Origin of the sequence: Rosistilla oblonga, from assembly GCF_007751715.1 — a bacterium.
Lineage (GTDB): Bacteria > Planctomycetota > Planctomycetia > Pirellulales > Pirellulaceae > Rosistilla > Rosistilla oblonga.
Genome location: NZ_CP036292.1, coordinates 5,272,954 through 5,286,808, shown reverse-complemented (window position 1 = coordinate 5,286,808; position 13,855 = coordinate 5,272,954). Strand labels below are relative to the sequence as shown.

The 13,855-nt window shown below is 58.0% G+C and carries 10 protein-coding genes; 4 read left to right on the top strand and 6 right to left on the bottom strand.

Annotated elements, in window-relative coordinates:
* Positions 1 to 181: 181 nt before the first annotated feature.
* Entirely contained in the window at positions 182 to 4,054 is a 3,873-nt protein-coding gene (locus tag CA51_RS18705; RefSeq protein ID WP_145122726.1) for an ATP-binding protein, read from the bottom strand.
* Between the two features lie 49 nt (positions 4,055 to 4,103).
* On the bottom strand, positions 4,104 to 5,363 hold the full coding sequence (locus CA51_RS18700; RefSeq protein ID WP_145122725.1) for a metallophosphoesterase family protein: 1,260 nt from the start codon (positions 5,361 to 5,363) through the stop codon (positions 4,104 to 4,106).
* 489 nt (positions 5,364 to 5,852) lie between these two features.
* On the opposite strand from CA51_RS18700, the gene CA51_RS18695 reads away from it, so the two are divergent.
* Positions 5,853 to 7,004: a Na/Pi symporter gene (locus tag CA51_RS18695; RefSeq protein WP_231745776.1), complete on the top strand. Its 1,152-nt coding sequence runs from the start codon at positions 5,853 to 5,855 to the stop codon at positions 7,002 to 7,004.
* Positions 7,005 to 7,098: 94 nt separating this feature from the next.
* Positions 7,099 to 7,323, top strand: coding sequence for a hypothetical protein (locus CA51_RS18690; RefSeq protein ID WP_145122723.1), 225 nt, complete (start codon positions 7,099 to 7,101; stop codon positions 7,321 to 7,323).
* Between the two features lie 162 nt (positions 7,324 to 7,485).
* Here CA51_RS18690 and CA51_RS18685 read toward each other — a convergent pair whose 3' ends face one another.
* From CA51_RS18685 to CA51_RS18675, 3 genes are all read right to left on the bottom strand, one after another.
* Positions 7,486 to 8,052, bottom strand: a complete 567-nt coding sequence (locus tag CA51_RS18685; RefSeq protein ID WP_145122722.1) for a SpoVG family protein — start codon at positions 8,050 to 8,052, stop codon at positions 7,486 to 7,488.
* Positions 8,053 to 8,085: 33 nt separating this feature from the next.
* Positions 8,086 to 9,048, bottom strand: a complete 963-nt coding sequence (ispE, locus tag CA51_RS18680) for a 4-(cytidine 5'-diphospho)-2-C-methyl-D-erythritol kinase (RefSeq protein ID WP_145122721.1) — start codon at positions 9,046 to 9,048, stop codon at positions 8,086 to 8,088.
* A gap of 309 nt (positions 9,049 to 9,357) precedes the next feature.
* A complete protein-coding gene (locus tag CA51_RS18675) occupies positions 9,358 to 10,401 on the bottom strand; it encodes a DMT family transporter (RefSeq protein WP_145122720.1) in 1,044 nt (347 codons plus the stop codon).
* 275 nt (positions 10,402 to 10,676) lie between these two features.
* Between CA51_RS18675 and fliG the strand changes: the two genes are divergently transcribed.
* A complete protein-coding gene (gene fliG, locus CA51_RS18670) occupies positions 10,677 to 11,687 on the top strand; it encodes a flagellar motor switch protein FliG (RefSeq protein ID WP_231745775.1) in 1,011 nt (336 codons plus the stop codon).
* Here the strand turns inward: fliG and CA51_RS18665 are convergent.
* Positions 11,684 to 12,646, bottom strand: a complete 963-nt coding sequence (locus tag CA51_RS18665) for a DUF4974 domain-containing protein (protein WP_145122719.1) — start codon at positions 12,644 to 12,646, stop codon at positions 11,684 to 11,686. The two genes, fliG and CA51_RS18665, sit on opposite strands and share 4 nt — an antisense overlap.
* Before the next feature lie 333 nt (positions 12,647 to 12,979).
* Between CA51_RS18665 and CA51_RS18660 the strand changes: the two genes are divergently transcribed.
* On the top strand, positions 12,980 to 13,747 hold the full coding sequence (locus tag CA51_RS18660) for a leucine-rich repeat domain-containing protein (protein ID WP_145122718.1): 768 nt from the start codon (positions 12,980 to 12,982) through the stop codon (positions 13,745 to 13,747).
* Positions 13,748 to 13,855 lie beyond the last annotated feature (108 nt).

The following is a 13,855-nucleotide window of genomic DNA, read 5'->3' as shown; positions in this document are numbered from 1 at the left end:
GCTTCATGCTTCGCGTGTGAAGCGTTGCCGGGCGGATTCGATTATCCATCGAAGCTGCATGTTTGAATCAGCCGACGCTTGAATCAACGCAACAACCCGCGGCACCATCGAGGATGTCGCGGGTTGTTCGCGTTTTGGACTTCATGTTCTCAGCGAGCGTTCGCTGGTCGAAGGGGATCGATTATCGCAGGTCCTCGTCGTCGGCTTGCCCGACGCCCGCCGGTTTGCCGGCCCACCATGCGTCTTCGTGTTCCCAGGCGTTCCGTGGACCGGAATGCTCTTCGTCCGATTCGTCATCGTCTTGCGGAAGCGGATCGGTGTCGAACCAGACCCAATTGAGATCGACAGGTTCGAGATCGTCTTCGATGACGGGAGTAGGACGCCGTCGATGACGCTCCACCTTGGTCACGATCACCGGCTCGGGTTCTTCGTAGAACTCTTCGACCTCTTCCTCGATCTCGTCGATGATTTCCGGCTCGGGCTCGGGCTCCGGTTCGGGCGTTTCCGAAATGATCTCTTCGATCACTTCTTCCACGATCTCCTCTTCGACCGGTTCTTCCTCGGCAACCTCTTCGACCTCGGGTTCCTCCCAAGTCTCCTCTTCGACAGTCTCTTCGACCACCTCAGCGACTTCGGCGACTGGTTCCTCTTCAGGAGTCTCTTCGACGACCTCTTCTACCACTTCTTCAACGATCTCTTCTGGCGGTTCGGGCAGCAGCACTGTGGCGACTCCCGGCGTACCTTGTGGCGGCAGCAGACGCACTTCGGCGGCAACTTCGTGGAAGATCTCGACGATGTGTTCGTGGCAGGTGAACATCATCACTTGGTGACCGAGTTCGGCGAAGTGCTGCAGGGTGCGGACTGCGTGCACGGCGCGGCGACGGTCGAAGTTCACCAGCACGTCGTCCAGGACCAGCGGCAGCATCACGCCACGGCGAGCGTAGGCGGCGGCTAGAGCCAATCGCAGCGCGATGAAGACAGCTTCGCGAGTACCGCGGCTGAGAACTTCGATCGGCAACGCTTTGCCGTCGCGATTGTCGACGTTCAAGCGATTGGTGCCAAGCGGAGTCCAGATCCGTAGGTATTTACCATCGGTCAGCTGCTTGAGGAACGACGACGCCTCGCGGAGCGTTTCTGGTTGGCGTTCCTTTTCAAACGTTGCACAGACTTCGTCCAACAGCTTGCTGGTCATGCCAAGCGTTTGCCATTGTTCGATGCACTTGCGGATTTGCAGCTCGATGCAACCGAGTTCCAGTTGGGCTTCGGTCAGACGGCGGTCTTCGGTCAATTGCTTCATCTCGGCGGTCAATTCGCCCTGCCGAGTTTGCAATCCGCCGATTCGTTCCTTCGTCTGTTCGATCTTCTGGTTCAACGATTCCCAGCGTCGATCGAGATCTTCCGCCTTGGTCTCTTCCAGCAAACGAATCACTTCGCCGGAATCGATCTTGGTGCCGATCAACGAATCGAGCTTGGTCTGCGTCGCTTCCAAGTTCTGCCGCATTTCCAGCAGCGAAGTCTTGCGATCGACCAACGCGTAGAACTGTTCCTGCGTTGCGACACCACATTGGGCCCACAGCGAGCGACGGTTCTGTTCGTAGCGTTCGATCGCTCGGGCGTGGCTGGCGCTCGCCTTGCGGAACTGTGCGTCGTGCTCTTTGAGCTCGCGGCGCTTCTTGATCCAGTGCTGTTGGCGTTCGAGTTCTTGAATCATCTGATTCAATTGCTCCAACGGATCGCTAGGAATGCGTCGCGAGACCCGCGGTTCGCTGGATCGTCCCGAATCGGATTGGCGACGCGAATCGTTGCCACGCCGCGAGGGGCGGTAATCTTCAGCCTCGTCTTCATCGTTGATGAAGTCTTTGACGGCTTGGATCGGATCTTTGAAGTCCTGCTGCGTCGCAGAGGCCAGCGCATTTTCAGGCTCTTCCTCGCCCAACGCTTCGCGATAAAGCGATTCGACGCGTTTGCCGAGCGCCGCGAGTTCTCGCTTCCGCTCCGCCTTCTCGTCTCGCAATTCGTCGACGCGACGACGCGAAGCTTGCAGCGTTTCGTAACCGTCGCTCATCTCGCGAATGCTCTTTGGCGAGAGCGATTCGGACAGCCCCAGTTTCAACAGCGTGCGCTTCCAATCGGCACGAGCTCGCTTCAGTCCTTCGACAGCTTCTTCGGCACGCTTACGGGCAGCCTTGTAGCGTTGCACCAACGCTTGGTTGGCGTGATACAGTGGCAGTGCATCCTCTTGAGCTTGCAGTTCCGCGAGCGCTTCACGCAATCGCGATTCCAGCGGACCGGATCCGGCGGGCAGATCCTTTTGAGTCTCTTCGTGCTCGCGTTCGGTTTCGCGGATCTGTTTGCGAACGACTTCGATCTGACGTTCGGTGTCGTGCAGGTCGCTGCTGGTACCGCGGTCGAACAGTTGCCGGCCCATGTACCACATCGCCAAGCAGGCCATGCCGATCAGCATCGAGAACATGCCGAAGGTTGGGTCGCGTTCGGCGACGTTCCAGATGCCTGTTGTCTTAACCAGGCCGTAGATCAATCCGACGCCACCAAACAGGAACGGTGCCGCCATGAAGATCGATCGATCGACCGGAAGCGCTTCGGCGGTGGTTAGGTTGATCGCTTCGTTTTCGAGTTCCTTGTAGTGTCGACGCAGCTTGTCGAGGTGTTCCTCGGTCTGGATCGCTTTGCGGAACCGCGCGATCACGGCGCCTTGCAGTTTGATCGATTCGTGCAGATCGTCGCTCTGCAGGTGGCCGATTTTCTCGCGCAGCTGTTTCTCCTGGACCTGGATCTCTTGGCGATCCTTCAAGCTCTCGTCGCGAGCTTGTTTGGCTTGGAACAGGAATTCTTTGACGGTTCGCGCCGGGCCGCCCAGCGTCGCCAACGTGGCTCGCGATAGATCGGGCATCTCCGATTTGGAGCCTTCGATCAACGATTTGCGTTCTTCGTCGGTCAGCCCCAAACGGTGCGCGTCGGCATCGAGTTGTTGCTCCGCCTTTTCAACCTGCTTGTCGAGCTTGGCGATCTGGTCGCGGAGGGCTTCGATCCAGGTCGCTTGCTGCGATGCAGCTTCGATCCGCGATTGAAGGGCCAACAAGCGTTGGCTCAGCGGCAGCGCGGCGGCTTTGTCGCGCAGCTCGCGACGCTGGCGTTTCACCTCTTCCAACTTCGCTTTTCGCTCTTCGACCTGGGCTTCGATATGCACCAATTGCATCGGAGCGTCTTCGGGGAGATCGAGGCCGCGTTCGGTCCGTTCGATCTGATCTCGCAGCTCCTGCCGTTTGACCCATGTCTCCCGCGCTGTCGAACCGACTTCGGTAACCCGAGCGTCGTGTTCCCATTGTCCCAGCTTGCTCCGCAGATGTTCGATCTCTTGGATCTGCGTGCGTCGTTGGGTAGCGAGTTCCGCCCAGCGTCGACCGCGGCGGGTGAGTTGATCGACCTCTTCGCGAAGTCGATCGCGACGGCTGATCAGATCGGCCAGCTGCTGGCCGCTGCGATTGGACGATTCGCTACCGAGGACTCGCGAGCGGGCATCGCGCAATTGTCGCGTGACGTCGACCAACGAAACGCGGTCCAGACCGCTGGACAGTTTATAGAGTTCGTCGGCCGCGGAGGTGTCGTCGAGCGTGCCGAGTTCCTGCAATTCGCGGAGCCCGATCGCAAAGACGTTTTTGAAGATCGGTTCGTCGATCTGTCCCAGCAGCATCTTCAAACGATGCTCTCCCTGGGCCAGCCCGTCGGTTCCGGTGACGGTCAAGCTGCCGTTGCCATCGGCATCGGTCAATTGGGCGCGACGCCGCAATTCGTAACCGCCGCCGGGACCGGTGACGCGCAGCGCCCCACCCGGCGAACCACCATAGACCGGTGGCAGGTAACGCTCGCGGCGTTCGCTGGTAAAGCCGTACAGCATCGCGCGCAGAAACTGCATCAGCGTTGTCTTGCCAGCCTCGTTGGGACCGTAGAACAACGTCATGCCATCGGGCAGACTGTCGACGCTTAAACCCGTCCAGACGCCAAAACCATCTATTTGTAAATCTTTTACCTTCACCGGTAGACCTCCCTGTGACCGGTGGCGCGATCATTTCGCCATGATGAAACTATCGATACTCTTTGCCGTCACCAACCATCGCGAGCCGTGGTTTGCCGCCGCGCAGCAATTCCACCCCCAACAGCGTTGCGTGGTCCAAAGTCGCTGCGCGGCTGGCAGGATCTGCCTCGACCAACGCGGCTTCCATGGCGGGTGCCAATCCCGGATGTTCTTCGGTCAATGACGCCAATTGTAGGTCGCGCCCGCCTGTTTTACGGTGTGTTCCCGCAGCACGCAGAAAGTCACCTAAGATCGTATCCTCTTCGAGCCACGATTGGGGAAACTGAGGTGGTGCAATCACATCCAGTTTCACCGACCAAGCTGCCGGGCTGCCGTGTCCGAATTCGCGACGCAACCACGACAGCAGTTCTGTCGGGTCGCCAGCGCCCATCGGCGAATCGGCTCCCAAGTGGATTTCCCAGCCGACCAGCAGATGCCGGTCGCCATGTTCGTGTTGCAAGCGAGCGATTCGCTGCGACAGCAGGCTGCGCAAATCGCTTGCGGTGCCCAAGTCGGCTCCGCCAAGTTCGACGTTGACGTAACGGAAGCTGTCCGATTCGATGAAGTGAACGCGGCTGCTGCCATCGGCGTCGATGTCGACCAAGTGGAACCCGTGGGCTCCGGTTTCGCTGAGGCTGCGCCCTTGTGGCGAACCACAATAGCTTGCACCGACGCCCGCGGCACCGTCCAAGGTGCGGCGTTGATGTTCGCCACCGAGTGCCCAATAATCGAAGCGGCCTTCCGCCAATGCGGTTGCGTCGCTGGTGCCGTAGCCCAACGCGATCGTGAACTCTTCGACGGGATCGTGCCGGAAACTAGGGACGTGCAGACCGCTGCGCCCATCGTTGCTGCGACCGACGACAACGGCGATCGTATCGCCGGCGCGACGGACGTAGGCTTGTTCGGATCGGTCTCTTGGGAAGACAGTCACGTTGGGAGGCAACGCGAGTCCATCGCCTAGCTTAGCGAGATCGTCGACTTGCCCTGTCGTCCAAAAGACCTGAATGTTCTGTTGATGCAGCTGTTCAAACTGTTCGACCAGCATCGCCATCCCACGTGGCCCGGCGGTGATCGGATGGAACAGATCGCCCGAGAGCAACACAAAGTCGACGTTTTCGAGAACCGCGGTTTCGAAGACCGTCGCTGCCGCCTTCCATGCCGCTCCCGCCATCGCTTCGCGCAAGTGCTGCGGGACTTCGTCTAGGTCGCCCAAAGGACGTTCCAGATGAAAGTCGCTGGCATGTATAAATCGAAAGGATTCGCCAGTCATCGTTCCCTCCTGGCCCGATCGGTTTTCAAATCTACCACGTCTGCCACAGCCGTGCGGCGCGCTCTGTCGGTATTATCAGTCGCAGAGTTTAACGAAAATATGGAATCTTTACCAATATCTGTTTTGGGACATAACGGAAATCGAGGGAAGAAAATTCCTGCTCGAAATGCTAGCTTATGCGGCGGTATCTCTGCTGGAGGGGGGATGCAAACTCTTCCCGACCGCGAGAACTGGATAAGTTTTTGGCGAATAAATGGCAAAACGGATCGGTCTGTGAGAGGCGTTTCTCGGGCGGCTGATTCTTGCGAAACCTTGCGAATCGTTGATGCGGTTCTTTCCGTGCGGACACGCTCAGGTGGTTAGGTACCCCGTCTTGGGTAATTGCTGGCTTTCGGAAAAGAACTAAACTCGGCCACCCAGCGGGAGGTTGAAGGCTCTCCGCCTCGCACCCCTGGTATCGCTATACCTCTTATATAGATGCGGGATCGCATGGACATTGCAGTACCGGAAGAAGCTGCCGAAGCGGCGTCGAATCAAAGCGTTTGGCGTCAGTGGCTGATGGTCGTTTGCCTTGTCTATCTATTGATCTGCGCTGTCGGCTTGATCGGCTCGGGGTTTAAGACCGCGACGGGCAGCCAGGCGAAGCAGATGTTCGAATTCGCCACGAACCCATTTGCGGGCTTGGTGGTCGGTACGGTCGCCACGGCGTTGATCCAATCCTCCTCGACGGTGACCTCGATCATCGTTGGTCTGGTTGCCGGAGGCCTGCCCGTATCGGTCGCTGTGCCGATGGTGATGGGAGCGAACATCGGAACATCGATCACCAACACGATCGTGTCGCTTGGGCATGTCCGCGAGAAGAAGGAGTTTGCCCGCGCCTTTTCAGCGGCGACGGTGCACGATTTTTTCAATCTATTGGCCGTGGTGATCTTCCTGCCGCTCGAGATGGCGACGGGGTTCCTGGAGAAAATCGGCAGCGGGCTGGCTGGCATCTTCGTCGTTGGCGACGCCTCGATGGGAGGCTTGAACTTCGTCAAAGCTGCGACCACGCCGGTCGTTGTGTTCTTTAAAGATGGCGTCGCTGGGATGGGGACGACGGCGGGCGGGATCGTCTTGATCCTATGTGGGATCGTGCTGATCTTTCTCTCGATTCACTTTGTCGGCACGCTTTTGAAGACGTTGATGGTTGGCAAGGCCAAGGAACTGTTGCATTCGGCGATCGGCAAGGGCCCGGTTTCGGGAATCTGTTCGGGGACGCTGGTGACCGTTCTGGTGCAGTCCTCCTCGACGACGACTTCGCTGATGGTGCCGCTGGCAGGATCGGGCGCCTTTGGGCTGAAGCAGATCTATCCGTTTACGCTGGGGGCCAACATTGGAACGTGCATCACTGCGCTGTTAGCCGCTACGGCGGTCGATGGGAACTCTGCGGCGGCGCTGCAGATCGCCTTCATTCACTTAACCTACAACGTCCTCGGGGTGTTGTTCATCTTTGGGGTGCCGATGCTGCGGTATCTACCGGTCAAGGCGGCGGAGTGGCTGGGCGAAACGGCGTCGGAGAACAAACTGGTCGCGTTGGCTTACATCTTAAGCGTCTTCTTTGTCATCCCAGGAATGTTCTTGGGCGTCACCAGCATGCTGTAGCCTTTTGCAATGGTCGGGAGCGGCCTGTTCTATCCGCGGTCGCCGGGGGCGCGGCGAACGATTTACCAACCCACATTTAGGAAGGGATTTATAAATGTCGGACCTGCCTCGGATGTCGATCAAGAGTCTCCGCGAACTGATTGCGAAAACCGAATTAACGCTCGATGAATTGAAAACCGAGCTGCACCATCGCGAGGAAGCTGCCCAGGACTCGGAGATCGATCATCTGGAAGACCACATGAAACATGCGGAGATTTCGCTGCAGTCGATTCGCGACTTCTTCGTGATCTTGATCAATGAGTGCCGCTCGCGACACTAGCGGTTTGTCAAACTTCGATCTTAGGACTGTTGGTGGTGGACGAGGTTACGAGTCCCAATAATCTTTGGCGCGAAAGGACTCGTGACCTCGTCCACCACGCTAAAGTCAAAAGTGGATGAAGCACTAGTGGTTGAGCGTTCCTGTGGTGTAGGGCGCCGTGCTTTAGAAAACGCCGGCGCCGAAGCTGTCGTCGTTGTCGTTCCCGCCTCGCTGCGAGCTGGCTTCCCCGCTGGGACGTTGATGGAAATGCGGCGCCGGAGGCGGAAGCTTGGCGGGCAATTCAGAGGCTTGCGGTGCGGCGGCCGCGGCGACATCTTCGCTGTCAAAATCGTCGTCGTAACGTGAACGGTAACCGGGCTGTTGCGCGCGTTGCAGTTCCAGTTCGAACTCTTCGATCACGTGTCGTTGGATCTGTTCGCGACATTCCGAATTGATCGGATGAGCGACGTCGGCGTACAGTTTCTGAGGCCCGTCGTTGTCGCCATTGCCACCACGCTGTTTGGTTCCGCATTGATTGCAGAACGGGGCGCGCAGATAATTCTTGTGGCCACATCGGTTGCAGTGACCTGTCAGTTTACGGCTGGGCATCGCGACAAATGGCCCGTTGGTGCCGTCGATGATTTTCAAGTCGCGGATGACGAAACAGGAATCAAAGGTGATCGAGCAAAACGCTCGCAATCGATCCTCTGAGTTTTCCATCAGCTTGACGCGTACTTCGGTGATATCCACTGTCCGACCCTCCCTAACCGAGTGCTGTTAAAATTATCCCATATCCCGCGTGGGGCTGGCAATGCAAACCGAATGCGCTGCAAATGCGCTGCCGATGCCGGCGGCTTGTAGATTGTGAGCGATTCTCGATGCGACCGCTGCGTTGGGGCAGACGCCAAAACATGCTGATCCGCTGCCGGTCACCTGATATCCCAATACGGGCGTTCGAGCGATCGCCGAAAGAACGCGGTCGATCCACTCGCTGGTCGCGCGAGCGGGCTCCGACAACCGATTCAATAACTGGGATGCGATCTGAGTGCCGCGGCCCCCGACAAGTGCGGCGAGCATCGCTGCGGCGGAGCTGGGCCGCGAGGGGACTTGGCAGCGGCGATAGACCTCCGCCGTCGAAACGCTTTCCGGCGGATGGACGACGACAAAGTGCAGCTTGCCGCCGATCGAAACCGGATCGATCCGTTCGCCACGTCCTGTCGCGATCGCCGCAGACATCGATCCCTGCGGCGAACCAAAGAAGAACGGAATGTCGCTCCCCAGTTCTCCCGCAAGCTGCAATAGGCGTTGGTCATGCTGGTCGATCTGGCACAACTTAGCGGCGGCTCGCAACGCGCCGGCTGCATCGCTGCTGGCACCGCCCATCCCCGCTCCCGCCGGGATCGTCTTGGCGATCGACGCGCGAAAACCGTCGGCGATGGAAAACCGCTGGCGGAATTGTTCCAGAGCTCGGGTCACGAGATTGTCTTGCGAGCGAGGTAGCGTGGCGACAGCCTGGGAACCTCGATAGCGCTCGACAACGGCGGCTTGATGTGGCAGCCAACCGCATTCGACGCGCACATCGTCGGAATCGGATAACGCTACGCGGATGCGATCGAAGCGATTGATCGCAACCATCACCGTTTCGAGTTCATGGAAACCGTCGGCGCGGCGATCCAGCAGCTCGAGAAACAGGTTCAGCTTGGCGGGGGTATTGATCTCAACCGCTTGGGGTTGGTTCGCATGCATGTCAAGTTGCTACCTAGCGTCAATGATGTTCATGCCACCGACATAACGATGGGGCTGCGGACAAGGTGTTCAGTTGCAAGCCCGAGATCTGTTACCAACGCGCGACCGATATAAGGAGAATACAAGCTGGAGTTATCCGCGCGTTGCCAGCAAACCTAAGAACGGATTGTACGCCGATCCAAGGGGGGGTCAAGAAAACAAATGGCAGCTTAAAGTGAGTTAATCGCACTTTATTGAGGGATGGTGCTGCCTAGTGCCCCTAAATTACCAGGGTTGTCGCGAGGGCATCCGGCTCGTGGCCAGCGACGATCAGCGTGAGCCGGCCCGGCGTTGGGGCCACAGCGCCAACGCGTTGGCGGCTAGGACCAGGGCCCCCCCGATTACCAGGGGCGTGCTGAACGTCTCGTTAGCGTAGGCGACGGTGCAGCAGAGGCTGAGCGCTGCGGGAAGCGTCATCGCCCACAACGAGGCGAAGACCGGCTCAAGGGTGTAGATCACGGCGGCCTGCCCCGCCGAGATCATCGGTTGGTACTTGTTCATCCAAGCGAAAGCGATCAGCGACGGGATCGAGCAGAGCAGGATCAGCATTAAATAGAAGGAGGGTTTGACGGCCAGCGACGTCCAACCGCCGACGGCTGATTCGGGAACATGGAATTGCAGCCACGCGAATGTGCAAAAGGCGAGCAGTGCCGTGGTGGCGAACATGCTGGGGGTAAAGGCGATCGAGTGGTAGCGTTTGCCCAGTTGATCCAACAGCAGGATCTGGCCGCTGAAAAAGAAGACTGAAAGCAGAGTCAGCCAGTCGCCGGTGGTCCAAGTCTGCCGCATGTCGGCAGCGAAACCGATTCGCCCATCGCGCAATTGGATCACTTCCGCCAGGACGGCGACCCCGAACAGAGCCAACATCGCTCCGGCGATCACTGTCGGCCGCGGCATCCGCCGCTGGGCGATCGCCGAAATGATCGGGGTCACCACGACCACCAGGCTGGTCAGGAAACCGCTGCGCGAGGCGGGGATCGTCCCGAGTCCGATGACTTGCAAGATCAGCCCCATCACAAACATCGCCCCGATCGCGGCGCCGGCCAGGACATGCGGCATCTGCACCTGGCGAAGCGTGCGGTGGAAGAAGAGCAAATAGAGAAGCATCGCGGCGGTAAACCGGATCCCGATCATCCAGGCGGCCGCAGAGGATCGCAGCATCGGCGACGCGGTCAGATGTGTTACCGAGAAGTGCTCATCGACCTGCATGTTCAAGCACTTCATCATCGGAAACGAAAGCCCCCACATGCTGTTGACCAGCACCAGTGCGACGATGGCACGTCGACGATCGCTCGGTTGGACGGGGGCTAGCATCGCGGGGACCCAAGAGGCCGGTAGGCAGGGGATGGCAAAAGTTCCGATCTTAACGATTGCCGAATTGTTTCCCAGCCGACTTGCCTGCAGAACCGACAGGTTCCTCACCTTGCGAGCCTCTCTGATTTGTTCCGACAAAACAATCCGATAATAGAGCGTACGGTAGCTGCACGAAATTTGAGGCGCAGCGGAGAGGTCGGTCGACCAGGCTCATCGCCGTCCAGACGCATCGGTTCACCGCCCGTGGGCAACGGATTGTTTCGAAGGGGAAGACGTTGGAAAAATCAAAGTTCGAAACCAGTTTGCGACGCTGTGCTGTGTTGTTGATGAGCCTGTCGACCAAGGCGGCTACGATCGTGATGTCGCGGTTGACGACCGCGCAGGTCGAAGCGATCAGCCTGGAGATCGCGCGGATGGAATCGGTCGGCGGGACCGAGCAAGAGGAGGTGATGCATGCCTTTATGGGAACCAAGACCAGCGCGCTGAACGTCAGCTGCGGCGGCTTGAATCTCGCCAAGGAACTGATTCGCCAATCGATGGGGACCGACGCCGATCCGGTAATCCAACGGATCGAACAATCGATCGAACAGAAACCGTTCGCCTTTGTCCGCCGGATCGAGCCGCGAAATCTGATCCAGTTTGTTCAAGACGAACATCCGCAGACGATCGCGCTGATCCTGAGCCATCTGCCCGAAGGCTATTGCGCCGAAGTCTTGTCGGGGTTGGATCCCGAGAAGCAGTTGGAGGTGATCCAACGGATCGCTGTTGTTGGAAGCGCCGACACGTTGGCGATGGCCGATCTGGAACGCGGCTTGGAGATGCGGTTGGCTAGTTTGGTCAACGGAACCAACCTGCATGTCGGCGGCGTCGAACATGTGGCGGGAATCTTGAACGTCTCCGAACGCTCGGTCGAACGGACGATCATGGAAGCTCTGGCCGAAGAGGAACCCGAACTTGTCGACGAGATCCGGCACCTGATGTTCGTCTTCGAAGACATCGCCAAGATGGGCGACAAGGACATCCAGTCGCTGTTGAAGAATGTCGAAGCGAGCAAGTGGGCCTGTGCGTTGAAGGGTTGCAGCGAGCCGTTGGTCAACAAGGTGATGAAGAACATGAGTTCTCGCGCGGCCGACAACCTTCGCGAAGAGATGGGCTTTCTCGGCGCGGTTCGTTTGTCCGATGTCGAAGCGGCTCAGCAGGGGATCGTCGACATGGTCCGCACGCTCGAAGACGCCGGCGAGATCGCGCGTCCCACCGGCGAAGAGGAAGAGGAGTTCGTCAGTTAGGGTGTCAGTCCAGGAGATTTCATCTCCATCGCGATCACTTTTTCCTTAGCGCCAGCGGCGATCATGTCCAACAGTTGCTGCAGCTTTCGGTGAGTGAAATGCGTTGTTGTGACCACTAACCCACTCGACGAACCGCTTTCGGTTTCAATCCCCCGAATCACGCTGGGGCCGCCGAGTTCTTCCCATGTGTCGGGGGTGACGGTCGCGGTAATCAGATCGATCGCATTGCGATCCGCTTGCAGGCCGGTCTCCCCCGACCAATAGATCCGCGTAATCAACTGCGATTCGGCGGCCTCCACGCTGGTGATGACAAGATGCTCGTTTGCAATCGTATGCGTCAGGTCGAGCTCGCTCAAAATGATCGAGAGGGCCGCTTCTAAGCTGGCCCGCTTGATCGCCGTGGTTACCGGAATGTCGGTTGTTAATCCCAGATCGTCCAATCCTCGACGATCGATTCGAATCGGGATCCCTGCTTTATCGGCAAGTATCTCGATTATGTTTTCAAGCGGTTCGTCGCTAAACATTGCCTCGACAGGGCGTCGCAACGCTTCTTCGATCGCCTCACTCGAAAAGCGGTCCACGTCGCTTGCCGAGTTCTTTGGCTGGATCATCTTCGCCGATTTTTCAAGGTCACCCGGTGTTGGATCTTCTGTCGTGGATGGTCCCTGGAACAGGGGGCCTGATTCTGGGGCGGCCGTGCCGCAAACGGATTGGCGTTTAGGGTGGGAGATTCCGGTTGAGCTAGTCCCGTGATCGGCAGCGAAGCGATCAGGAAACCTGCGACAGCCAGGGGGGCGATCGTTGCTGAATTCATGGCCAAAGACTCCTGCGTGAGATGAAGAGGGGCGCGGCAGAAGAAGCTGTGACTTGTTGTGGCGTGGGAAGTCGCTTTCTGTTGCTCTCTGCTGCGCGTAGTGCTCCTTTAGGGACTTGTATTCATACCGGTTAGTCCGCCCCAATGCATGCGAAATACCGGAAAAATTGTGGAATGCAGAAACATTGGGAATCGGCTTTGCGTTACGCGTTTTGATGTCCAGGGAGATTTTCTTGGTACAGGCAATACAATCGTGATCGTTGGTACAACATTTGGTTGCACCTTCTCTTTTTGCTAAGGAATGCTATGTGTTCCATCGCATCGATCTTCGGTCGACTTAATTTAGATACTTCGAACGGGGGAAAGCTGTATCACCCCCGTTCATCCCTGTTTTTTCTGCGTCTTAAGGTTAGCTGGGCGGGCCGCGAACGGAAGATGATTCTGCGATGTCTCCGCCCCACGAATGCGAGGATTTCCAATGGTTCAAGCTTACAATCCCACTCGTTTTTCGATTCCCACCTGGCCCGCTTGGGCCCAAATGGTGGTCGCTTGTTTTGCGGGGGCGCTCGCGGGCGGTTACATATCTGCCAAAGTTGCCGTGTCGCGGAGTGATGAATCGATTCGTCAACAGATGGAGATGCGGGCGATCGATCGTTTTGTCTCTTTAGGAGGTGAAGTCCTACGCGACGGCGACAAATTGAGCCCCGTCGGGATGCCCGCTTTGCGAGGGCTGGGGTTCTACACGATTCGCTCTGCCAGCGATGTCCGTCAGGCGATTTTGTATGGCGGAACGCTGCCGGGAATTACGCAGTTACACTTTGCACCGTTTGGTGTGAACCGCGTCGGCGCCGGGGTTACCGATGGCGACGTCTTGCGTTTTGCCAACCGGAACTTCAAAAATGTCGAATACCTCGACCTCTCCAACTGCCGCATCCAGGACGCTTCGGTGATCCAACCGATGGTCGACCTGAAGCGGCTGCGTCTGGGGAACAACCCACTGACAAAAAACGGTGTCGAGTCGTTGAACTTGTTGGATTCGGTTGTTGAGTTGTGGATCGGTTGGCCCGACCGAACGATCAGCCCCGACAGCATGTACCGCAGCGCCGAGCTGCGAAAAACGCTCGTCAAAGCGTTGACCGAGATGGACAAGCTGCAGAAGGTGCATCTGTATGATGACATACAACTGACGCAGTCCGAAAAGGCTCAGTTAGGGGAATTGGAGTTGGTCAAAGCCTATATGAATTAGTAGACAAGTGGCGGGCAGATCGTAGACGTCGCCGACAAGTTTGTGGATAATAAGCCGCTCGCAAATGTGTGGATTCTGCCGGAATCCTCACCGCTGTGAGCTTTCCCC